This is a genomic window from Marinobacter sp. LV10R520-4 (assembly GCF_002563815.1).
In the GTDB taxonomy this organism is placed as follows: domain Bacteria; phylum Pseudomonadota; class Gammaproteobacteria; order Pseudomonadales; family Oleiphilaceae; genus Marinobacter.
In genome coordinates this window covers 1,861,508-1,882,689 of sequence record NZ_PDJM01000001.1, presented here as the reverse complement: position 1 = coordinate 1,882,689, position 21,182 = coordinate 1,861,508, and the positions used below count along the sequence as shown (strand labels likewise).

The 21,182-nt window shown below is 57.5% G+C and carries 18 protein-coding genes; 11 read left to right on the top strand and 7 right to left on the bottom strand.

Translation table 11 applies throughout. From position 1 onward, the window contains the following. Positions 1-34 precede the first annotated feature (34 nt). Positions 35-889, top strand: coding sequence for an Hsp33 family molecular chaperone HslO (hslO, locus tag ATG98_RS09110; protein ID WP_098420751.1), 855 nt, complete (start codon positions 35-37; stop codon positions 887-889). A 180-nt stretch (positions 890-1,069) separates the two neighbouring features. After that, a complete protein-coding gene (locus tag ATG98_RS09105) occupies positions 1,070-2,602 on the top strand; it encodes a phosphoenolpyruvate carboxykinase (RefSeq protein ID WP_098420750.1) in 1,533 nt (510 codons plus the stop codon). 97 nt (positions 2,603-2,699) lie between these two features. Here ATG98_RS09105 and ATG98_RS09100 read toward each other — a convergent pair whose 3' ends face one another. From ATG98_RS09100 to gshB, 7 genes are all read right to left on the bottom strand, one after another. Continuing rightward, positions 2,700-4,034, bottom strand: a complete 1,335-nt coding sequence (locus tag ATG98_RS09100) for a dihydroorotase (RefSeq protein ID WP_098422691.1) — start codon at positions 4,032-4,034, stop codon at positions 2,700-2,702. Continuing rightward, positions 4,031-5,056 carry an aspartate carbamoyltransferase catalytic subunit gene (locus ATG98_RS09095; RefSeq protein WP_098420748.1) on the bottom strand — a complete coding sequence of 342 codons (1,026 nt, stop codon included), beginning with the start codon at positions 5,054-5,056 and terminating at the stop codon, positions 4,031-4,033. The genes ATG98_RS09100 and ATG98_RS09095 overlap by 4 nt, the downstream gene beginning before the upstream one ends. Positions 5,057-5,114: 58 nt before the next feature. Continuing rightward, positions 5,115-5,618, bottom strand: a complete 504-nt coding sequence (pyrR, locus tag ATG98_RS09090) for a bifunctional pyr operon transcriptional regulator/uracil phosphoribosyltransferase PyrR (RefSeq protein ID WP_098422689.1) — start codon at positions 5,616-5,618, stop codon at positions 5,115-5,117. 72 nt (positions 5,619-5,690) lie between these two features. Continuing rightward, positions 5,691-6,113 (bottom strand): Holliday junction resolvase RuvX, encoded by a 423-nt coding sequence (gene ruvX / locus ATG98_RS09085; protein WP_098420746.1) that lies wholly within the window; start codon positions 6,111-6,113, stop codon positions 5,691-5,693. Continuing rightward, complete coding sequence (locus ATG98_RS09080; protein WP_098420745.1) at positions 6,106-6,672, bottom strand: YqgE/AlgH family protein; 567 nt, start codon at positions 6,670-6,672, stop codon at positions 6,106-6,108. The genes ruvX and ATG98_RS09080 overlap by 8 nt, the downstream gene beginning before the upstream one ends. Then, positions 6,669-7,532 carry an energy transducer TonB gene (locus ATG98_RS09075; protein WP_098422687.1) on the bottom strand — a complete coding sequence of 288 codons (864 nt, stop codon included), beginning with the start codon at positions 7,530-7,532 and terminating at the stop codon, positions 6,669-6,671. The genes ATG98_RS09080 and ATG98_RS09075 overlap by 4 nt, the downstream gene beginning before the upstream one ends. A 43-nt stretch (positions 7,533-7,575) precedes the next feature. After that, positions 7,576-8,529 carry a glutathione synthase gene (gene gshB / locus ATG98_RS09070; RefSeq protein WP_098420743.1) on the bottom strand — a complete coding sequence of 318 codons (954 nt, stop codon included), beginning with the start codon at positions 8,527-8,529 and terminating at the stop codon, positions 7,576-7,578. Positions 8,530-8,827: 298 nt separating this feature from the next. On the opposite strand from gshB, the gene pilG reads away from it, so the two are divergent. The 9 genes from pilG (at position 8,828) to ATG98_RS09025 (ending at position 21,085) form a co-directional block, all read left to right on the top strand. After that, positions 8,828-9,220: a twitching motility response regulator PilG gene (gene pilG / locus ATG98_RS09065; protein ID WP_098422685.1), complete on the top strand. Its 393-nt coding sequence runs from the start codon at positions 8,828-8,830 to the stop codon at positions 9,218-9,220. Positions 9,221-9,252: 32 nt separating this feature from the next. After that, on the top strand, positions 9,253-9,615 hold the full coding sequence (gene pilH, locus ATG98_RS09060; protein WP_098420742.1) for a twitching motility response regulator PilH: 363 nt from the start codon (positions 9,253-9,255) through the stop codon (positions 9,613-9,615). A 20-nt stretch (positions 9,616-9,635) separates the two neighbouring features. Then, positions 9,636-10,181: a chemotaxis protein CheW gene (locus tag ATG98_RS09055; protein ID WP_098420741.1), complete on the top strand. Its 546-nt coding sequence runs from the start codon at positions 9,636-9,638 to the stop codon at positions 10,179-10,181. Positions 10,182-10,275: 94 nt separating this feature from the next. Beyond that, positions 10,276-12,336: a methyl-accepting chemotaxis protein gene (locus ATG98_RS09050; RefSeq protein ID WP_098422683.1), complete on the top strand. Its 2,061-nt coding sequence runs from the start codon at positions 10,276-10,278 to the stop codon at positions 12,334-12,336. A gap of 84 nt (positions 12,337-12,420) precedes the next feature. Next, positions 12,421-18,441, top strand: a complete 6,021-nt coding sequence (locus tag ATG98_RS09045; protein WP_098422681.1) for an Hpt domain-containing protein — start codon at positions 12,421-12,423, stop codon at positions 18,439-18,441. After that, positions 18,438-18,899, top strand: coding sequence for a chemotaxis protein CheW (locus ATG98_RS09040; protein WP_098420738.1), 462 nt, complete (start codon positions 18,438-18,440; stop codon positions 18,897-18,899). Before ATG98_RS09045 ends, ATG98_RS09040 begins: the two co-directional genes overlap by 4 nt. An 80-nt stretch (positions 18,900-18,979) precedes the next feature. Beyond that, positions 18,980-19,483, top strand: a complete 504-nt coding sequence (locus tag ATG98_RS09035) for a Fur family transcriptional regulator (protein ID WP_098421797.1) — start codon at positions 18,980-18,982, stop codon at positions 19,481-19,483. Then, positions 19,480-20,286, top strand: a complete 807-nt coding sequence (znuC, locus tag ATG98_RS09030; protein WP_098420737.1) for a zinc ABC transporter ATP-binding protein ZnuC — start codon at positions 19,480-19,482, stop codon at positions 20,284-20,286. Before ATG98_RS09035 ends, znuC begins: the two co-directional genes overlap by 4 nt. Further along, positions 20,279-21,085 carry a metal ABC transporter permease gene (locus ATG98_RS09025; RefSeq protein ID WP_098420736.1) on the top strand — a complete coding sequence of 269 codons (807 nt, stop codon included), beginning with the start codon at positions 20,279-20,281 and terminating at the stop codon, positions 21,083-21,085. Before znuC ends, ATG98_RS09025 begins: the two co-directional genes overlap by 8 nt. Positions 21,086-21,182 lie beyond the last annotated feature (97 nt).

Here is a 21,182-nt window from a genome sequence, read left to right as displayed (position 1 = left end):
CCGCTTTATTTTACGATTTTTCAGGAGACACACAATGGCGTCCGGCGATCAGTTCCAGCGCTTTATATTTGAAAACAGCCAGATTCGCGGGGCTTGGGTACAGCTGGATGAAAGTTATCAGCAAATCGGTCGTCAGGCCCCCTACCCGGAATCTGTGCGCCAATTACTGGGCCAGTCGCTGGTGGCCAGCGTGTTAATGAGCAGCACGCTGAAGTTTAACGGTGCGTTGTCATTACAGGCTCAAGGTGATGGCCCTGTGCAAACGCTAATGTCGGAATGCAGCCACGACCGCTTCGTACGCGGAGTAGCGCGGTTTGACGATCAGGCCATCGGCGACGGTGATTTCCAACAGTTGCTGGGCGACGGCCGCATGGCCATTACCATCACGCCGGACCAGGGCCAGCGATACCAAGGTGTTGTACCCCGCGAACGTGACAGCCTGGCTGGCTGCCTGGAAGAATACTTCGAGCGCTCCGAACAAATTGCCACATCGTTGCTGCTGTTTGCCAGCGAAGACAAAGCCGGTGGTCTTCTGTTGCAGCGCCTTCCCGGTCACACCCAGGAAGATGACGAACTCTGGGAGCGCATCAATCACCTGGCACGCACCGTGGAAGCCAGCGAAATGCTTGAACTGGACAGCGAGACACTACTCCACCGCCTGTTCAACGAAGAAACCGTGCGGGTATTTGACGCGGAACCGGTGGCCTTCCGCTGCAGCTGTTCCCGAGAGCGCACAATGAGCGCGCTGGAAGCGATTGGGAGCGAGGAATGCTATAGCATTCTGGAAGAACAGGGCTCCATTGAAATGAACTGCCAGTTCTGCCATGCACACTACCGTTTTGACCGTATCGACATAGACCAGTTATTTACCGGCCACACCCTGCACTGAGCGGGTGTTAACGGGTAACTATAGCGGCCGCAAAAAGGCCACCCGGCAGACCTTGATGGCAGTCGTTTTTTACTGACGCGTCTGGCATAATAGCGAGCCTAGATTGACTCGATTGTTCAGTTTTCCACCGCTTCCGGTGCGGCCCTGGCAATCACCAAGACACCCGAGGGCGAGATCGCAGTGAGCAAATCTTATCAAGAGCTAGGAACAGCACAGCTGGTTGAACAAGCACTGGCGCGCAATGAAGGCCAACTGGCTGCAAATGGCTCGCTGGTGGTTAAAACCGGAGCACGCACAGGCCGGTCGCCTATGGACCGCTATATCGTGCAAGAGCCCAGTACCGCTGATGATATTCACTGGAGCCCGATCAACCGCCCGTTCGACGCCGACAAGTTCGACGCCCTATGGGAAAGAGTTGAAGCTTACGTAGCCGAGCAGGATTCTTTCGTATCTTTTGTGCACGTGGGTTCTGATCCCGAGCACTACCTGCCCATCAAGATGACCACCGAGCTGGCCTGGCATAACCTGTTCGGCCGCAACCTGTTTATACGTCCGAACACTTACAACCCGGCTGACAAGCAGGAGTGGCAGGTTCTTAATATTGCCAATTTCAAATGCGTGCCCGAGCGTGACGGCACCAACAGTGACGGCGCCGTTATTATCAACTTTGCCCGCCGCAAGGTTTTGCTGGCCGGCATGCGCTACGCCGGCGAAATGAAAAAAGCCATGTTCTCGGTGCAGAACTTCCTGTTACCGGAGAAAGACGTGCTGCCCATGCACTGCTCCGCCAACGTGGGCGACAACGGTGAAACCTGCCTGTTCTTCGGCCTGTCTGGCACCGGCAAAACCACCCTGTCTGCAGATCCGGAGCGTTATCTGATCGGCGACGACGAGCACGGCTGGGGCCCCGGCTCCGTTTTCAATATCGAAGGCGGCTGCTACGCCAAGTGTATTGACCTGAGCAAGAAGAATGAACCCATTATCTGGGACGCGATCCGTTTCGGCGCCATCGTCGAGAACGTGATGATTGACGAAGAAACTCGCGAGCCAGATTACACCGACGTGTCGTTGACCGAAAACTCTCGCTGCGCCTACCCGCTCGAGCACATCGAAAAGCGCGTTGCAGAAAACCTGGCCGGCGAGCCGTCGCACATTGTCTTTCTGACCTGCGACATGACCGGCGTTCTGCCTCCGGTATCAATTCTCAGCAAAGAAGCGGCGGCCTATCACTTTCTTAGCGGCTATACCGCTCTGGTGGGCTCAACCGAGATGGGCTCTTCGTCAAAACTGAAGTCCACCTTTTCTACCTGTTTTGGTGCACCCTTCTTCCCGCGTCCGGCCGGTGTTTATGCCGAATTGTTGATGAAGCGGATGGACGAATTCGGCAGCAAGGTATTCCTGGTCAATACCGGCTGGACCGGCGGCTCCTTCGGCGAAGGTAAGCGTTTCAGCATTCCCACTACCCGTGCCCTGATCAGCGCCATTCAAAATGGCGATCTGGACGATGTGGAAACCGAGCACTTGCCAACACTGAACCTGAGCGTGCCAACTCGCGTGTCGGGCGTTGACAGCAAATTGCTGAACCCGCGCAACACCTGGGCCAGCACCGAAACCTACGACGCTAAAGCCGCCGAGCTGATCGGCCAGTTTGTGGAGAACTTCAAAAAGTTTGACGTGTCAGACGCCATCGTTGCGGCCGGCCCCAAGCAGTGAAGCCAAGCTGACAAAAAAGCGCCTTGCGGGTTGCGCAAGGCGCTTTTTTTATGGCTTTTCAAACACCGGCACTCGCCAGCCCTTCGCCATCCGCGCTCTAAGACAACAGTGACGGCCAGGCCTTATGGCCAGCGACCAGAGTGTAATGCACCACACCCGGCATTGAGCGCGCAAGCACCGGCCCGTTACCGCCGGCAGACACCAGAGTTCCGGGGCCGGGCTGCCACGACTGATCGGGATTGAAAATGCACAGATCTGCCACCGCACCGGCGCTCAGGCCTGCGTTGTTGGCCGCGCTCTGGCTCAGCACAGCAGCAGGGCCAGCAGTCAGCGCGCGCAGCAACTGCGGCAGGCTCAGCTCGTTAGCAGCTACCCGCTCCAGGCCCAGCGACAGCACAACTTCAATACTCGATAACCCCGGCTCGCTGGCAGCCAGAGGCGCCTGCTTGGCGGCGCTTTCATGGGGTTGATGCTGACTCACAATGGCATCAATAACGCCATCACGAACACCCGCCACCAGGGCTTGCCGGTCGCGCTCCGAGCGTAATGGCGGGCGCACGTGGAAACGGCTATCAAATCCACTCAGCGCGTCTTCGGTGAAGGCCAGCTGGTGCATAGCCACGTCGGCGGTGACCTGAATTCCCCGTTGGCGCGCTTCCGCCAGCATGTCCACGCTGCGGGCGCACGACAGTTGACTAAGGTGCAAGCGCACACCGGTTTCTTGGGCCAGCAGGATCATTTCCATGACCGCGGTGGTCTCCGCCACTTCCGGAATCCCCAGCAGACCAAGGCGCGTAGTCACCAGGCCATCGTGGGCGTAACCATCGGCGGCCAGCGCCTGGTTTTCCGGGCTGAACATCAGCGTTAATCCGAAGGTCTGAGCGTAAGCCATGCAACGCCGCAAAACCCGTGCGTTACGCAAGCCCCGTGAGGCATTACCCAATGCGACACAACCTGCCTTCTGCAAACCCGCCATATCGCTGAGCAATTCGCCTTCCAGGCCACGGGTAACCGCACCTATGGGCAGCACTCGTACCAACGCCCGGCTGGCGGCCATATCACGAATCAGGTTGGTCACAGCGCCAGAATCGTTTACCGGCGAGGTGTCAGGTGCGGCGCACACGCTGGTGAAGCCACCGTGGGCAGCGGCCCGTGTTTCCGAGGCCATATTGCCTTTTTGGCCATTGCCCGGTTCGCGCAGATTGCAGCACAAATCCAGAAACCCCGGGCTGACAATGCAATTTTCCGCCATCAAGGTTTCATCGGCCGTTTGCGCCAGGGCGTCGGGGCCAAGAGCCGCAACGCGGCCATTTTTTATCAGCAAGCCGGGATTAACTTCCAACGCACCTGCGCTGGTGACCGTGGCTCCGCGGTACAGCTGGCCGCCAATGATTTTCACGCTACCGGCAGGGGGGCGGGAAGACAGTTTCATGAGCGCGCCTCCTGCTGGATCATTTTGCTCAACGCCTGCTGACGCTCCGCCAACTGACCGCCCATGGCCATGGACATCACCGCCATGCGGATGGCAATACCGTTGGTGACCTGATTCAGGATGACCGATTGCGGCCCGTCGGCCACCGCCGATTCAATTTCCACGCCGCGGTTGATCGGCCCCGGATGCATCACAATGCAATCCGGTTTGGCCAGCGCCAGTTTGGCCCGGTCAAGACCGTAAAGGCGGTAGAACTCGCCTTCGCTGGGCAGCAGCGCGCCTTCCATTCTTTCTTTTTGCAGGCGCAGCATAATCACCACGTCCAGATCTTTCATACCGCGCAGCATGTCGTACTCTACGGTGCAACCCAGCGCTTCCACATCCCGGGGTAAGAGCGTGCCCGGTGCAATCACCCGCACCTCGGCCACGCCCAGCTCGTTAAGAGCGCGAATCTGCGAGCGCGCCACACGGGAATGCAGCACGTCGCCCACAATCGCCACCTTCAAACCATCAAAGGTCTTTTTATGTTGGCGAATGGTGAGCATGTCCAGCATGGCTTGAGTGGGATGGGCATGGCGCCCGTCACCGGCGTTAATAATGGCCACTTTGGGCGTCACGCTTTCGGCAATAAAGTGAGGCGCACCGCTTTGGGCGTGACGCACCACAAACATGTCGCTGGCCATGGCCTCCAGGTTGTACAAGGTATCCGCCAGGGATTCGCCTTTGGAGGTCGCCGAGGTGCTGATATCAAGATTCAGTACGTCTGCAGACAGGCGTTTGGCCGCCAGCTCGAAGGTGCTGCGGGTGCGGGTACTGGATTCGAAAAACAGGTTCACCACGGTACGCCCGCGCAGCAATGGAACCTTTTTAATAGTGCGCTCGCCCACCTCTATGAAGGAGTCAGCGGTGTCAAGAATGTCGGTCAGTAACTCGCGGCCAAGGCCGTCCAGAGTCAGAAAATGTCGCAACTGACCTTCCCGGGTCAGCTGCAAATGATGGGGGCCAGTAGCGATTGCGGTCATGGATTGCCTGTACAAACAAAGGTGGCTGGGGCATGGGTAGGGTTTAGCTTGAGTGCGGCTAGGCCTGTTCAAGTTCAATGCGCAGCGGACCGGGCCCGCGCAACTTTATGCGCTGGTTGGTCGCCAGCGTCAGCGTAAGACCCCGCACGTCGGGCTGCACCGGCAGTTCACGGGCGCCCAAATCAATCAACGTGGCGAGTATAATACTGGCCGGGCGGCCATAATCGAAGATTTCATTCATCGCGGCACGAATCGTACGGCCGCTCATGATCACGTCGTCTATTAATACGACGTCGCGATCGGCGGTATCAAACGGCAAGCTCGACGGCTTTACCTTGGGGTTCAGGCCAATACGACTGAAATCGTCGCGGTAAAATGAAATATCTAGCTCACCAAACGGTTCCTGCAATTGCAGGCGCCGGGCCAGTTCGGCGGCCAGCCACACACCACCGGTTCGAATTCCGATAAGTGCCGGTGAACTTACCCCACGTTCCTGCAACAACTGGCGCAGGCCGGTTTCCATTTTGTCCAGTAGTGGCTCTATATCAAGTTGTCCGTTCATAGATCCTCATCGCAGCGCCGGGCAGGCACCGTGGTTAACATTCGTTAGGTCAACATGGGTTGTCAGATAGGGCTATTGATTGAACCAGGTTTCCAGAATCAGCACCGCGGCGCGATCATCCACGCCATGGCGCCCATAATTGCGGCTACCGCCGGCGGCCATCACTTCACCTTTGGCCTGGTAGCTGGTCAGGCGCTCGTCCACCATTTCCACCGTCACATGAAAGCGCCCGTGCAGGCGTTTGCCAAATTTGCGGGCGCGGGCGCACATCTCGTTTTCGCTGTCGTCCATATTCAATGGCAAGCCGACCACCACCAGGTCAGGGCGCCATTCGTTCAGCAGCTTTTCCAGCTGGGCCCAATCTGGCGTACCATCGCGGGCCGCGATCATGGTCAGTGGTTCGCCGCGGCCGAGCATTTCCTGGCCCACGGCAACGCCGATGCGGCGGGTGCCAAAATCAAACGCCATAACGCGGCGTTGGCCGGCTTCACGCATGGCCTATGGTCTCGCTAAGCTGGTTAATGTCGATGCCCATACTGGCCAGAACCGCCTGATAGCGACGATTCCAGGGCGTACGAAACAACAGGTCCGGGCTGGCCGGACAGGTCAGCCAGGTATTGCCGCCTAACTCCGCTTCCAACTGACCGTCACCCCAACCGGCGTAACCCAGGGCCACCAGAAATTCATCCGGCCCCTTGGCAGCGCCTATGTCGGCCAATATGTCGCGCGAGGTGGTCAGCCAGATGTCGGCGGTCACTTCCGCGGTATGCTGCCAGCGCTGCCCGGGGTTGTGTAGCACAAAGCCGCGCTCGGTCTGCACCGGGCCACCGGCAAACACCGGCAAATCCAGTTCGCCGCCGTGCATGTCGAGCTGTTCCAGGATTTCCCCCAGGTGGATGTCCAGAGGCTGGTTGACGGTCAAGCCCAGTGCGCCCTCGGCGGAATGATCGCACACGTAAATCACCGCGCCGTGAAAACGCGGATCACCCATCCACGGTGACGCCACCAGAAAATGATTGCGGAAATTGTCCGTTGTATTGGCAGTATCGCTCATCCGGATGTCAGCCCCCGCTGCTGGAATGACCAGGTACGTATAATTTCAAGTTCATCGACATTGCGGCTCATCTCCTCGGGGAATGGCGGATAAGGTGCCGCCAGTCTCACAATACGAATGGCTGCGTCGTCCAACAAAGTGCTGCCCGATGACTGCACCACTAAAACTTCTTTCAAGCTACCATCTTTGCGCAGTGTGACCAGCAAGCGCAAGTCACCATAAAGACCGCTGTTCCGGGCTTCGGCGGGATAATTCATGTTACCCACTCGGGTAACCTTGCTAACCCAGTTCTGAACATACCAGGCGTTGCTGGACTGAAGCGTTGAAGCCGCGGTCACCCGCAGCACACGGGGCTTGCGTGAATAGGCTTGTTGCTGGGCGTCCAGCCGGGCTTCCAGACTGGCAATTTCCAGACTACGCTGCAGCAGATTGGGTCTTGGCTTTGTTGGCAACTCTTTTACTGCTTCGGCGCGGATTTCTGGCTTGGCGACCTGCCTTGCACTGGGCGCCTTGGCACTCACCACCGCTTGCTGCTGCGCCGGCTGTGGTTCGGGCTGCGCCTGGGGCTCGGGCTGAACCTTCGCCACTTCGGTCTGGTTCAGCTCCACCGGCTGCGGGCTGGTCAGTTCTTTCGCCTGTTCTTCGGTGCCGCTGCCCTGCTGATTGGTGGGCGCCAGAAAATCCGCTTTTTCCGGCGCTTTTTCATCGGCGAAACGCGACAGGGTAATTTCCATGGTTTGCGCCGATGGCGGCGGTGTCTCGGGCGCGAAAGTAATGCCCAGCACAATCACCCCATGAATCGCCAAAGCCATAAACAGGGTGAACGAAAACCGGTCAACATCGCTTACCTGAACTGCCATTCCCGTTGCTCTTGAACCATCAAATTAATGCCGCTTGAAACGATCAGCGCTGCTGCAGCCTTTTGGCAATGGCATCCATCAACAACGCGCTGATATCAATGCCAAAGGCGGCGTCCAATTCGCGGATACAGGTGGGGCTGGTTACGTTGATTTCGGTCAGGTAATCGCCAATCACGTCCAAACCCACAAACATCAGGCCCTTGGCTTTTATCACCGGCGCCACCCGGGCACATATCTCGCGATCGCGGTCGGTCAGTTCGCGGCCTTCACCGCGGCCACCGGCAGCCAGATTACCGCGATTTTCACCGGCGGAGGGTATGCGCGCCAACGCGTAGGGTACGGGCTCACCTTCAATCATCAGAATGCGTTTGTCGCCCTGTGTGATTGCGGGCACAAACTTCTGCGCCATAGCCTGCCGGGTGCCGTGCTCGGTGAGGGTTTCAATGATCACGCCCAGGTTGCCGTCGTTTTCTTTAATACGAAATATAGAACTGCCGCCCATGCCATCGATTGGCTTCATGATGATGTCTTTGTGCTCGGCGTAAAACGCGCGTAAGCGCACTGAAGAGCAAGTGACAATCAGCGGCGGCGTCAGATCTTCAAACTGGGTGGCAAACAGCTTTTCGTTGCAGTCACGCAGAGTAGCCGGCGGGTTCACCACCAGCGCGCCCTGCTCTTCAGCGGCGCTCAAGATATAGGTCGCCATCAGAAATTCACGGTCTACCGGGGGGTCCTGGCGCATAAGAATGACGTCCAGATCACCCAGGGCAATGTCGTCTTCCGACTCAAAGCTGTACCAGTCGATTGGGTCCATCCGCACCGTCAGGTTGCGGCTGCGGGCCCGAGCCTGGCCGCCATCCAGGTACATATCCTCCGGTTCCATATAAACCAGCTGCCAGCCCCGTTGTTGGGCGGCCCAGAGCATGGCCAGCGAACTGTCTTTTTTGAACTGGATCCTGTCAATGGGATCCATCACGATACCGAGTCGGACTGTCATAACATCTCTTTCTATGGCCGGGTGTTTAAAAATACGAACCGGCCTGCAGAGCAGGCCTTTCACATAGTGCTATGCTGAGAGTTCAGATGGTATTGTACCCGAGCCGTGATTGCATCTGCAGAAATCCTCAGTCCATAACGTGATGCGGCCGGCAAAAGTACATTTATTGACGAACAAGTACTGTCTATTCGGGCACCTATACTTTATAAAGGAGCGGAGTTCATAGGATAACATTGGTGTTTGTGCTAGAACCCCGGTTTGCTAACAATACAGTCGCTGAACGCAAGGCAGTTGGACAATGGACGACAACTTCGGGAACTTGAAAGTCATGGTAATCGACGACAGCAAAACGATTCGTCGCACTGCCGAAACCCTTTTGAAGAAAGTTGGCTGTGATGTCATAACCGCTACTGACGGTTTCGATGCTCTGGCCAAAATTGCCGACTCCAAACCCGACATTATTTTTGTTGATATCATGATGCCGAGGCTAGACGGATATCAAACCTGCGCCCTTATCAAGAACAACTCCACCTTCAAGAAAACACCGGTGATCATGCTGTCCAGCAAAGATGGCCTGTTTGACAAGGCGAAAGGCCGCATTGTGGGTTCCGATCAGTATCTGACCAAACCATTCAGCAAAGACGAACTGCTTAATACCATTCGTTATTTCGTGCCGCAGGCGCAGCACTAATTCTGACACTTCCGGAACTCATTGGGGACACCATGGCTCGCATTCTTATTGTTGACGACTCGCCCACCGAGGTGAAAAAAATCACCACCATGCTGCAAAAGCACCAGCACGAAGTGCTGACCGCAGACAATGGCGCCGATGGAGTAGCCAAAGCTCGATCAGAAACCCCGGACCTGGTGCTGATGGATGTCGTTATGCCCGGCCTGAACGGTTTTCAGGCCACCCGCCAACTAACCCGTGCACCAGAAACCGCATCGATTCCGGTCGTCATTGTGACCACCAAAGATCAGGAAACAGACCGGGTTTGGGGTACTCGCCAGGGCGCCAAAGGTTATTTGGTCAAGCCAGTTAACGAGAATGATCTGATTCAGGTCATCAATAGCCTGATTGGCTAATTTTCAAACACGGAGTACGTATGTCTGCCCAGGCTGCCCCCTTTGCTGTTCTGACGAGCATAGCTTTACGCAGCCGCCAGTTATCAGCCGGCCTCCCAGAGCAGGAAAAAACGGCCGAACAATGGAATGGGATCGGTTTTATGCTGGCCGGTGAACACTACGTTGCGCCTATGGGCGAAGTTACCGAAATACTCCATGTCCCCCGTTTTACCCAGATACCAGGCGTGCGCCCGTTTCTGATGGGAGCGGCCAACGTGCGCGGCCGGTTATTGCCCCTGATCGATCTTGACGCTTTTTTTGAACTGCCCCGCTCCGCCACCAGCCCACGCCAACGGAGGGTTCTGGTGGTTGAAAAAGACGACCTGTTTAGCGGGTTGGTTGTTGACTCGGTTCTGGGCATGCAATATTTCGGGGCAGAGAATTTCACACCAGATACCAGCGGCGTTCCTGATCGTGTCCAACCCTTTGTTGCCGGCGGCTATACGCGCAACGGGGAAACCTGGAATGTGTTCTCGGCTATCGAGCTGCTCGGTGACGAGCACTTTCTTGACGTTGCACAGCGGTGATCGCAACGGCCGTGGCAGGCCCATCAGCCTGTAACCGCAACCACTCCGAACCAAAAGATTTGTCCATTTCAGAACAAAGGCCGGGAGCCAGAAGATGAAAAACAAAGCCGGAAGACTCGGTAGCAGACAAGGTGGCAACAAACTGATTGCCGGGCTGACTGCCGTGCTGATCGCACTCACCGTATTACTGGTTGTGGTGCTGTTCATGGTTAACCGTGACAGCCAGCATGATCGCGAATACACGAACACCACCGCCGAGCTGAGAGTGTTATCGCAGCAGATCGCCAAAAACGCCACCGAGGCCGTCAGTGGCAACGCCAGCGCTTTTGACCAGCTGAGCAACACCCGCGACAGCTTCCGCCAGCTCTGGAGCAATCTGACTGAAGGCAACCCGCAAACTGGCTTGCCCGCCAGTGACGCCGCAGCGGCCAGCCAGGTGCAGCAGCACTGGGATTCGGTGCGCGAAAACGCCGACATTATTCTGGCCGCCCGCGACTCGGTCATGAACATGCGGGAAGTGACCAACACCCTCAGCGAAATCATCCCGCAGATGCAGGTTGAATACGATGACGTCTCTATGGTTCTGCAGGACAGCGGTGCCCCGGACGCCCAGGTTGCTCTGGCGCGACGTCAGTCGTTGCTGGCTGAGCGTATGTTCCGTTCAGTGAACAACGTGCTTTCAGGTGATGAAGACGCGGTGACCGCCGCCGACCGTTTTTTGGCCGATGCCACCCAGTTTGGCCGCGTGCTGAACGGCCAGCTTGACGGCAACAACGCGCTGACCATCACCCGCGTTGCCAACGAAGACGCACTTTACGGGCTCGAAGCGGTCGCCGAGCTGTTCGGGTTCATTGCCAGCAACGCCGATGCGGTATTGCAGGCGTCTCCCGATCTGTTCAAGGTCTCCAACGCCGCCAACGATATCTTCGAAAACTCCGAAATTCTGCTCACAGAACTGTCCGAACTGGCCACAGAACTGCGTGACCTTTCAACCGCGCGGGTCATCAGCCCTACCCTTGCCTTTGCGCTGCTGGCCGCCGTTATTGCTATCGTCGTGTTCATTGGTTTGGCGGTTTATCGCGAATCCCAGACTCGACTGACCAAAACCCAAGCGCAGAATGACCAGAACCAGAACGCCATCTTGCGTCTGCTGGACGAACTGGCCGACCTGGCCGACGGTGACCTGACCGCGGAAGCCACGGTAACCGAAGATTTTACCGGTGCCATCGCTGACTCAATCAACTACGCCATCGACCAGATGCGCGGGCTGGTGCAAGCCATTCGTGGTACCGCCGTGCGAGTTGCTACAGCGGCTCAGGAAAGCCAGTCTACGGCTATGCAGCTGGCCGACGCCTCCGAGCACCAGGCACAAGAAATTGCCGGCGCCTCAGCAGCGGTTAACGAAATGGCCATATCTATCGACCAGGTATCGTCTAACGCTGCGGAATCGTCTGCGGTAGCGGAACGTTCGGTTGCTATCGCCAAAAAAGGCACCGACGTGGTGCAGAACACCATCCGCGGAATGGACAATATTCGCGAGCAAATTCAGGAAACCTCCAAGCGCATCAAGCGCCTGGGCGAATCCTCTCAGGAAATCGGCGACATTGTATCGCTGATCAACGACATTGCAGACCAGACCAACATTCTGTCGCTGAACGCCGCTATTCAGGCCTCTATGGCGGGTGACGCAGGCCGTGGCTTTGCCGTCGTTGCGGACGAAGTGCAGCGCCTGGCAGAACGTTCCTCTGCCGCCACCAAGCAGATCGAAGCTCTGGTAAAAACCATCCAGTCAGATACCAACGAAGCGGTTATCTCGATGGAGCACACCACTGCCGAAGTGGTTCGTGGTGCCCGCCTTGCGCAAGACGCAGGTGTCGCCCTGGAAGAGATCGAAAACGTTTCCACCAACCTGGCGGAGCTGATTCAGAACATTTCCAACGCGGCTCGCCAGCAATCTTCTTCTGCTTCGCACATTTCCAATACCATGAACGTCATTCAGGAAATTACCTCGCAGACCTCATCAGGCACCAACGCCACGGCTTACTCGATCGGTAATCTGGCAGACATGGCCTTCGAGCTGCGTTCGTCGGTAGCAGGTTTCAAACTTCCGGAAGAAGACGAAGTAGCAGACACCAAGGTTCCGCTGGTGAGCTGAGTCTGAATCAAAGGTGGGAGCAGCAATGGCAAATGCTCCAGACAACCGTAATGCAGAGAGCAACGACGAATAACCGGAGAGGTTATGGGCAATAACCATGACAGTATCGCCCTCGACTGGGTTCGGGGCGAAATACAGAGTACGCTGACTCAGGGCCAGCAGGCTTTGGAGAGTTATGTGGACAACCGTAAAGATACGGCCCGCTTGCGCTTTTGCCTGAACTATCTCCACCAGGTGCACGGCACATTGCAGATGGTTGAGCTCTACGGTGCAGCTCTGCTCACCGAAGAGATGGAGAAACTCACCCAGGCCATTCTGGGCAATCAGGTTGACAGCGAAAACGAAGCCGTTGAAGTGCTGATGCAGGCCATACTGCAGTTGCCGCAGTACCTCGACCATATTGACAGCAGCAGTGATGACTTCCCCCTGGTGGTGCTGCCTCTGCTGAATGACCTGCGCGCCGCACGCGGCGAAGCGTTGTTATCCGACACCTCTTTGTTCAAGCCCGACATGTCGCCGGCGCGCGCCCGCAGCGACACAAAAGACGACCGCCTGCAGGAACCAAAAGTTTGCGACCATGTGCGCAAACTGCGGCAAATGTATCAGTTTGCACTGGCTGGAGTGGTGCGGGAGGCCGACCTTGACGCCAACTTTGACTACATGCAAAAAGTGATCAAGCGCCTGGTCCGGCTGTGTCAGAAAACGCCGCGGGGTGAGCTGTGGAAAGCTGCAGCCGGCTTTGTCGAAACCCTTCAGCTCAAGGCCAACCCGGTTAACGCAGCGGTAAAGTCGCTGCTGCGGGAGCTGGACAGCGAAATTCGCCAACTCACAGAAAATCCCGGCACGGCCCTGGCACAACCGGCGCCAGAGGCGCTGTTCAAAAATCTGCTGTATTACGTAGCCCGCGCACGCGAACTCGATTCGCCACGCATAGAAGCCCTGCGCGCTGATTACCAGCTGGCCCAAGCATTACCTTCTGACGATGATGTAGATGCAGCACGTTCACGGGTCAGCGGCCCCAATCGCGATGCCATCCATTCTGTTGTGCATGCCCTCAACGAAGAGCTGACCAAGCTCAAAGACTCCCTGGACCTGTTCGTGCGCGCCGATCTGCGCAGCAACGACGAACTTGAAGACCTGCTGCCAGGTTTGCATCAAGTAGCCAACACCCTTGCCGTTATTGGTCTGGGCGTGCCGCGTAAAGTGGTCAATGAACAGATTGATCTGGTGGCCCAGCTGGTTGCTCAGGATCAGCGGGTATCCGACAACACCCTGATGGACATCGCCGGCGCCCTGCTCTATGTGGAAGCCAGTCTGGCCAATCTGGGCCAGGACGGCCAACATGAAGATATCAACCAGCACGACCTGCTGAATCCCGGTTCGCGAGAGCTGGGGGACGCCAACGGAGCACTGTTGAGAGAATCCCGCAACACTCTGGAACAGGCCAAATCGGCTGTCGTCAACTTTATTGCCTCACAGTGGGATACCCGTGAGATTGAACACCTGCCGGCGCTGCTGCACAGCATCTGCGGCGGCCTGAGATTGATACCACTTGAGCGTGCCAGTGAGTTGCTGGAAGCCATGGAACGCTACATTAACGACGTGCTGCTGGGCAGTCGCGAGGTACCTGACGGGCAGGAACTGGACACTCTGGCCGATGCCGTTACCAGTATCGAGTACTATCTGGAACGCTTGAGTGAAGGGATCCGCGACAACGACAGCGTATTGCGGGTGGCGGAAGCCAGTCTCGAAAGCCTCGGATTCCCGGCAGGCCAGGCGCCTACCTGGCGCCCCAGAGCTGACATCAACGAAGACGACATTCCCCTGGTGGACGCGCCTTTACTGGAGGCCCCCATGCCGGACACCGCATCTGCGCTCACCATAAGTACCGGCGTATCCGCAGATGAACTGTTGGATGATGAAATTGTCGGCATTTTCATCGAGGAAGCCGAAGAAGTTCTGGCAACCATCCACGAACATTATCCGCGCTTACAGCGCAATCACGACGACCGTGCAGCGCTGGCCGAAATGCGCCGCGCCTATCACACCCTTAAAGGCAGCGGCCACATGGTTGGCGCCGAAGTACTCGGTGAGTTGGCATGGTCGGTGGAGAATCTGCTGAACCGGGTGCTTGACGGCAGCCGCAGCATGAGCGACGCCGTTGCCGCGCTGCTTGGCGATGTGATCGCGATTTTGCCGGCGTTGGTCAGTGATTTTGAGCAACACCGCACCGCAACCGTTGACCCCCATGAAGCACAAGCCCGCGCCCATGCTCTGGCCGACGGCAAAGACGTGCCAGGTGCAGATGCCACAAGCAAAATCGCCACGGGCGGTGTTCTCCAGCCGCCCGAATCAGAGTCAGACTTCGGGCCAGAGTCAGACGTAGACCAACTTCTGCTGGACATTTTCGAGAGCGAGGCCCTGTCTCACCTGAATACGGTGGAGGCTTATATTACCAGTGCCGCAGACAAACAAACCGCGGCCTATACCGACGAACTGACACGGGCATTGCACACCCTCAAAGGCAGCGCTCACACCACCGGCATAACGCCCATTGCCGATTTGGTTACCCCCCTTGAACGCTTTGTGAAAGACGCCCGCGCCGAAAACAAACGGTGCGACCGCGACGCTATCTCCTTGCTAAAGCAAAGCGTGTCATTGTTAAACCAGGGTCTTTTGCAACTGCACAGCCAGCCACTGGCAGAACTGCCGGGCAGTCGCGAGTTTCTCGAGCAACTGGCACAGCTGGCTCGCGCTACCTTAATGGGCGCCAGCTCCGATGGTGCCCAGCCATCGTCGGCCAATGGCAGCTCCGCTTTGCTAGAACTCTTCCTCAGCGACGACATCAACATCGTGCTTAATGCCAGCAGCATACTGGACAGCTGGATTGCCAGCCCCGCTAATGGCCATGCCCTCGAACAGCTGCGTCACGAACTGACGCTGCTGACCGCGGCTACCGAAATTGTAGGTCTGGACGACATAGCCGCGTTGTCAGCGGCGTTGCAAGGCAGCTACAGCGTTCTGGCTGACAGCGACCGCGAGCCAGAACCCGAACTTCAGGCCTGCCTGCACCTCGCCCATGAGCAACTCATCAACATGATGGACCAGGCCGCCGCCGGACTGACCATCGACAGCGCAGATCCGCTGCGCCAGCAAATCATGGATCTTACCGATGATGTTCTAGCCAGCGACGCCTTCCTTGCCGAGTTCCAGGAAGTCGAAGACCTGAACCATCACCAACACATAGACAACGAACCCGCAGCTGCTGAGATAGCATTTGAAGCACCCGTGCCGCAGTACACCCCGGATGCGGAAGACGACATAGATCACGAAGTGCTGGAAATTTTCCAGGAAGAAGCCCGCGAGTTAATCGACAGCACCGCCGACGCACTTCAGCGCTTCAGTCATGACAGCGGCAATCACGATTTACTGCACTTGCTGCAACGGGACCTGCACACCCTTAAAGGCGGTGCGCGCCTGAGCAAAGTGGTCAGTATTGGTGATCTGGCCCACGAACTGGAAACCCTGTTCGAAGGGCTGGTTCAGCAGCAACTGGCAATATCGCCGGTGCTGTCTGACCTGCTGTTCAGCTGTCACGACCGTCTGGCCAGCATGGTAGAAACCCTGGAAAATGGCGACAGTCCGCGCTCAGCGCCCGACCTGATCGCAGAAATACAACGTTATTCCAGCAACGCTGCAAGCGCTGGCGCCGATCATTCCACGGTTGCTTTGCAAACGGAGCCAAGCCCCGTCGCACACGACACCAACAGCGTAACCACCGACCCGGAACTGATGGGCATCTTCCTGGAAGAAGCCTATGACCTGATCAACGCCACCGGCAGCGCATTGCACAGCTGGAGCGAGAATCCCGAAAACAGCATGCTTGCCGCCGAATTGCAGCGCGACGTGCACACCCTGAAAGGCGGCGCACGAATGGCGGGCGCAGACGCCATGGGTGATCTGGCACACGCTCTTGAGGACTTGTTCGAGCTGATTACGCGGGACGAGCTGAAGCCCGGACCAGAATTGTACGAACCTCTGTTTGCCTGTCACGACCGCCTGGCCGCCATGGTAGAACAAATCGCTACTGGAAAAGCCTGCCCGCCGGCTCAGGATCTGATCGCGCAGGTGCACCAACTGCATCCGCCGCAACAGACCGCCGCACAGGAAACGCCAGCGCCGGCACCAGAACAGCCGCAAATACCCGCTGTTACAGTGCCCAAGCCAAAGCCGGCGCGCAGCCAAACCCGTAAAACTCTGCGCACCACGCAAGAGACCATTCGGGTGTCGGCACCGCTGCTTGACGACCTGGTCAACCTTGCGGGCGAGAGCAGTATCGCCCGCGGCCGTCTAGAACAGCAAACCAGCGACTTTAGTCACACTCTGGAAGAGATGGCCGCCACCATTGAGCGCCTGCGTGAACAGCTGCGGCGCATGGATATCGAAACCGAAACCCAGATTCTGTTCCGCGCCGAAAAAGAACTCGGACCCGATTACGGTGAAGACTTCGACCCATTGGAAATGGACCGCTATTCGTCGATACAGCAGCTATCACGGGCTCTGTCGGAATCGTCTTCGGACCTGATCGATCTGCGCCAAACCCTGGCCGACCGGATTCGCGATACCGAAACCCTGCTGGTGCAGCAGTCGCGTATCAATACGGAACTGCAAGAAGGTCTGATGAAGACCCGCATGATTCCGTTCACCTCCGTGGTGCCGCGTTTACGCCGTATTGTGCGTCAGATCAGCGCCGAGCTCGACAAGAAAGTCAATTTTGAGGTGTATAACGCCGAAGGCGAAATGGACCGCAACATTTTGGAGCGGATGATTGCACCGCTGGAGCACATGCTGCGCAACGCTCTGGACCATGGCGTTGAAGCGCCCAACGAGCGCCTGGCCGCAGGCAAAGCAGAAACAGGGGAAATCAGCCTGTCGCTGCAACGCGAAGGCGGCGACGTTGTTCTGCGTATGCGGGACGATGGTGCCGGCATTTCTACCGGGCAGGTTCACAGCAAAGCCGTCAGTCAGGGCCTGGTCGGCCCGAATGATGTGCTGACAGAGCGCGAGATTCTGCAGCTGATCATGACTCCGGGCTTTTCCACCGCAACGCAGGTTACCCAGGTATCCGGCCGCGGCGTCGGCATGGACGTGGTGGCGTCAGAAATCAAACAGCTGGGTGGCAGCCTCGACATTCACTCCAACGCCGGCCACGGCACCGTATTTACCGTTCGGCTACCGTTTACCGTGTCGGTCAACCGCGCGTTGATGGTCACCAGCGGCGATAATTTCTACGCCATACCGCTGAACACCATTGAAGGCATAGTGCGGGTGAGCACCTACGAGCTGGAAGAATATTACAAACCTGAAGCGCCACTGTACGAGTACGCCGGTCAGGAGTATCGCCTGCAATACCTTGGCAATCTACTGAACAGCGAACATCAGCCCAAGCTTCAGGGCCAGGCACTGCCCCTGCCGGTTATTTTGGTGCGCGGCGCAGAGCAACCCATGGCACTGCAAGTAGACAGCCTGGTGGGCAGCCGCGAAATTGTGGTGAAATCTCTGGGGCCCCAGTTCAACTCGGTGCGTGGCGTATCCGGCGGCACCATTCTGGGTGATGGAAATGTGGTGGTTATTCTTGATCTGCCAGCAATGATCCGCTCCGACATACTGTCAGATCAGCAGCGCCACGGCGGCAAAGCAGACCAGACACGCCAGAATCCGCGGCTGAACCAGCGCGCCACCCTGGTGATGGTGGTCGACGACTCTGTAACCGTGCGTAAAGTGACGTCGCGCCTGCTTGAGCGCAACGGCATGGAAGTGCTTACTGCCAAAGACGGCCTGGATGCCGTGGCCCAGCTGCAGGATTACCAGCCTGACATCATCTTGCTGGACATTGAAATGCCGCGTATGGATGGTTTCGAAGTGGCCGGCTTTGTTCGCCACGACGACACTCTGCGAAATACACCCATTTGTATGATTACCTCCCGTACCGGAGAAAAACATCGTGAGCGCGCACTGGCCATTGGCGTTAACGAATACCTGGGCAAGCCGTTCCAGGAAACAACTCTGCTAGAAACCATCCGCAGGCTGACAGGTAACTTATGAGCGATAACAACCAGACCCTGGCCTGCGTCATGATTCCAATGATCGGCCGCCAGCTGTTGCTGCCCAACGTATCACTGGCTGAAGTGGTGGACTACAGCCCCGACATCAACTCAAACGCCGACGCACCCGCCTGGCTGGCCGGCTATCTGGACTGGCGCGGGCTAAGGCTGCCGGTTATATCCTACGACGCCGCCAGCGGCGGCCAATTGGCACAACCGAATAATCGCCGCGGCCGGGTAGTTATTCTTAACAGCATCGTCGAAGAACACCGCGAACAGCCCTTTATTGCGCTGATGACTCAGGGTATACCCAGCCAGAATCGTATTAACCAAAGCCAGATTCAGCGCCTGGACAGCCCAACCGGCGCCGCCGACCTGATGGAAGTCGAAGTAGACGGCGAGCGCGCCTGGATTCCCAATCTGGAGTATTTAGAAAGCCTGGTACAGCAATTACGCTGAGGCCTCACCCAAGGGTGTGGAAACCCTGGCAGCAAGGATAGCAACTGTTATAATGTTGCAAATTTTATCGGATGCTCGCCATGCCCGCCCGCGCTTTACCCTATCGCCCCCACAATCACGATCTTTGCGTTGATCAGGCCCTGGCTCAAGCCAAGGAAATCTGCCGACGTAACGAGGCGCGGCTAACCCCGGTCAGGGAGAGAGTGCTGGAGCTGATTTGGCAGTCCCACAAACCTTTGGGCGCCTACGACGTGTTGGCTCAGTTAAGCGCCGATGGCCACAAGGCTGCGCCGCCAACGGTGTATCGCGCCCTCGATTTTTTGCAGCAGCACGGCCTGGTACACCGTATTGCGTCGCTTAACGCGTTCACCGGTTGCGACCACCCGGGCCAGCACCACTGCGCCACCTTTCTGATCTGCCGCAGCTGTGGCAACGTGCTGGAATTGGCCGCCCCGAACATAACCGCGGCCATTAACCAGGCTGCAACAGCCGAAGCGTTTCAGGTAGAGCAGATTACGTTGGAAATTGCCGGCCTGTGCCCTCGCTGTCAGAGCGACAGCACTGATCAGCCGACGCCATCATGAATGAGGTTTTGGCAGAACTGAGCAAGGTATCGGTGACGCTCAATGACCGATTGATTGTTGATCGAGTATCTCTGAGTATAAAGCGCGGCGATATCATCACCATTATTGGCCCCAACGGAGCCGGCAAAACCACTCTGATCAAAACCATCCTGGGCATCCAGAAAGCCACTTCTGGCTCGATTAGCCTGCAACCGGGGTTGGTGATTGGCTATGTGCCACAAACCCTGAATCTCGAAACCACCCTGCCGCTGAGTGTGGAACGCTTTATGGCCCTGGGCGGCTGCAATCGCAAAGGCTGCCAACAGGCGTTGGCGCGCACCGGCGTGGCCCACTTGATGGCAGCTTCTGTGCATCATCTGTCCGGCGGCGAAAAACAGCGCCTGCTGCTGGCCCGTGCGCTGGCCCGCCAGCCCGGCCTACTGGTACTGGATGAACCAGCCCAGGGGGTCGACATCAATGGCCAGGCGGCACTTTACGATCTGGTGCGTCAACTTCGGAACGAGCTCAACTGCGGCGTTATCATGATCTCCCACGACCTGCACCTGGTTATGGCCGCCACCGACAAAGTCATCTGCCTGAACCAGCACGTGTGTTGCAGCGGTTTTCCGGAAGACATCCCCCACGATCCGGCCTTTATTGAAACCTTCGGCACCGCCGTTGCCGAATCACTGGCGGTGTACCATCACCATCACAATCACCGCCATGACCTGCACGGTAACGTTATTGGCAACGGCGCCGCTATCGATGGCACGCTTACCGACGCCGAAGCAGTGCCTACCTGCTCAGGGCACCACCATGATTGACAGTATTCTGGATGATTTTTTCTGGCGTGCGCTGATTGGTGGCCTGGGTGTGGCTCTGGTCGCGGGGCCTCTGGGCTGCTTTGTGGTTTGGCGGCGGCTAGCCTATTTCGGCGACACCCTGGCTCATTCGGCGCTGCTGGGCATTGCCCTGAGCTTTGTGATTCAGGTGCCGATTAATGTCGGGGTGATTATCACTTGCTTGGGGTTGGCTCTGGCGCTGGTGCTGTTTTCCCGCAGCAAAACATTAGCTACCGATACCCTGCTGGGCATACTGGCCCACAGCGCGCTGGCCATTGGCCTGGTCACCCTCAGCTTTATGCCCTCGGTGCGAATGGATCTGACCGGGCTGCTGTTTGGTGATCTGCTGGCCATGAGCCGCAGCGATCTGTGGTGGATTTACGGCGGTGCCGCCACCATTTTTTGCCTGCTGGCACTGCTGTGGCGTGGTCTGCTGATGAGCACCATTCACGAAGAACTGGCGCGGGTGGAAGGGGTGCCGGTAGAACGCCTGCGGCTAGCGCTGATTCTGATGTTTGCTATTGTCATTGCGGTCGCCATGAAAATTGTTGGCGTGCTGCTGATTACGGCGTTACTGATAATTCCCGCCGCCACCGCAAGACGCCTGGCACGCACACCTGAACAGATGGTGGCCATGGCGATGGGGTTCGGCTTTATTGCCGTGACCGGCGGGCTGACGCTGTCATGGGAACTGGACACACCGGCGGGGCCGTCGGTGGTGGTTACCGCATTCAGCTGTTTCCTGCTGGTGTCCGCGGTTGGCGGCAAGCAGCGTGCATAAACCTGCTCGATAGCAGGTCACTACGCAGCCTTTATCACAACGCAGGATTACAGGGAGTGGACATAATAGAGTGTCTTCAAGAAATGACTGCGGGAGT

Excerpts from the sequence above, each read along its gene's own strand:
- ATG98_RS09040 (WP_098420738.1), top strand. The coding sequence starts at position 18,438 with ATGAGCGATAACAACCAGACCCTGGCCTGCGTCATGATTCCAATGATC.
- ATG98_RS09100 (WP_098422691.1), bottom strand. The coding sequence starts at position 4,034 with ATGAAACTGTCTTCCCGCCCCCCTGCCGGTAGCGTGAAAATCATTGGC.
- hslO (WP_098420751.1), top strand. The coding sequence starts at position 35 with ATGGCGTCCGGCGATCAGTTCCAGCGCTTTATATTTGAAAACAGCCAG.
- gshB (WP_098420743.1), bottom strand. The coding sequence starts at position 8,529 with ATGACAGTCCGACTCGGTATCGTGATGGATCCCATTGACAGGATCCAG.
- ATG98_RS09025 (WP_098420736.1), top strand. The coding sequence starts at position 20,279 with ATGATTGACAGTATTCTGGATGATTTTTTCTGGCGTGCGCTGATTGGT.
- pyrR (WP_098422689.1), bottom strand. The coding sequence starts at position 5,618 with ATGAACGGACAACTTGATATAGAGCCACTACTGGACAAAATGGAAACC.
- ATG98_RS09095 (WP_098420748.1), bottom strand. The coding sequence starts at position 5,056 with ATGACCGCAATCGCTACTGGCCCCCATCATTTGCAGCTGACCCGGGAA.
- znuC (WP_098420737.1), top strand. The coding sequence starts at position 19,480 with ATGAATGAGGTTTTGGCAGAACTGAGCAAGGTATCGGTGACGCTCAAT.
- ATG98_RS09035 (WP_098421797.1), top strand. The coding sequence starts at position 18,980 with ATGCCCGCCCGCGCTTTACCCTATCGCCCCCACAATCACGATCTTTGC.
- ATG98_RS09045 (WP_098422681.1), top strand. The coding sequence starts at position 12,421 with ATGGGCAATAACCATGACAGTATCGCCCTCGACTGGGTTCGGGGCGAA.
- ATG98_RS09050 (WP_098422683.1), top strand. The coding sequence starts at position 10,276 with ATGAAAAACAAAGCCGGAAGACTCGGTAGCAGACAAGGTGGCAACAAA.
- pilH (WP_098420742.1), top strand. The coding sequence starts at position 9,253 with ATGGCTCGCATTCTTATTGTTGACGACTCGCCCACCGAGGTGAAAAAA.
- ATG98_RS09075 (WP_098422687.1), bottom strand. The coding sequence starts at position 7,532 with ATGGCAGTTCAGGTAAGCGATGTTGACCGGTTTTCGTTCACCCTGTTT.
- ATG98_RS09080 (WP_098420745.1), bottom strand. The coding sequence starts at position 6,672 with ATGAGCGATACTGCCAATACAACGGACAATTTCCGCAATCATTTTCTG.
- ATG98_RS09055 (WP_098420741.1), top strand. The coding sequence starts at position 9,636 with ATGTCTGCCCAGGCTGCCCCCTTTGCTGTTCTGACGAGCATAGCTTTA.
- pilG (WP_098422685.1), top strand. The coding sequence starts at position 8,828 with ATGGACGACAACTTCGGGAACTTGAAAGTCATGGTAATCGACGACAGC.
- ruvX (WP_098420746.1), bottom strand. The coding sequence starts at position 6,113 with ATGCGTGAAGCCGGCCAACGCCGCGTTATGGCGTTTGATTTTGGCACC.